Origin of the sequence: Streptomyces sp. SID14478 (assembly GCF_010548525.1) — a bacterium.
Lineage (GTDB): Bacteria > Actinomycetota > Actinomycetes > Streptomycetales > Streptomycetaceae > Streptomyces.
In genome coordinates this window covers 1-370 of the sequence record NZ_JAAGMG010000719.1, presented here as the reverse complement: position 1 = coordinate 370, position 370 = coordinate 1, and the positions used below count along the sequence as shown (strand labels likewise).

At 75.7% G+C, this 370-nt stretch carries 1 protein-coding gene; it reads left to right on the top strand.

The genetic code is table 11. From position 1 onward, the window contains the following. On the top strand, positions 1-370 hold a 370-nt coding region (locus tag G3I40_RS23855; RefSeq protein WP_164304162.1), incomplete at both ends, for an HAD family hydrolase.

Below are 370 nucleotides of genomic sequence, written 5' to 3'. Positions count from 1 at the left end.
ATCGTCCTCGACAAGACCGGCACGGTGACGACCGGCCGCATGACGCTGCTCGCCACGCACCTGGCCGAAGGCGCCACCGAGGCGGAAGTCCTGCGCCTGGCAGGGGCGTTGGAGCACTCCTCGGAGCACCCGATCGCACAGGCCGTGGCGGCGGGCGCGGCGGCCGCCACCGGCACGCTCCCCACGCCGGAGGACTTCGCGAACGTCGCCGGCCTCGGCGTCCAGGGCGTCGTCGAGGGACACGCGGTCCTGGTCGGGCGCGAGCAGTTGCTGAAGGAGTGGGAGATCCACCTGCCGGCCGAGCTGGCCCGCGCCAAGTCCGCCGCCGAGGCCGCCGGGCGCACGGCCGTCGCCGTGGCCTGGGACGGCG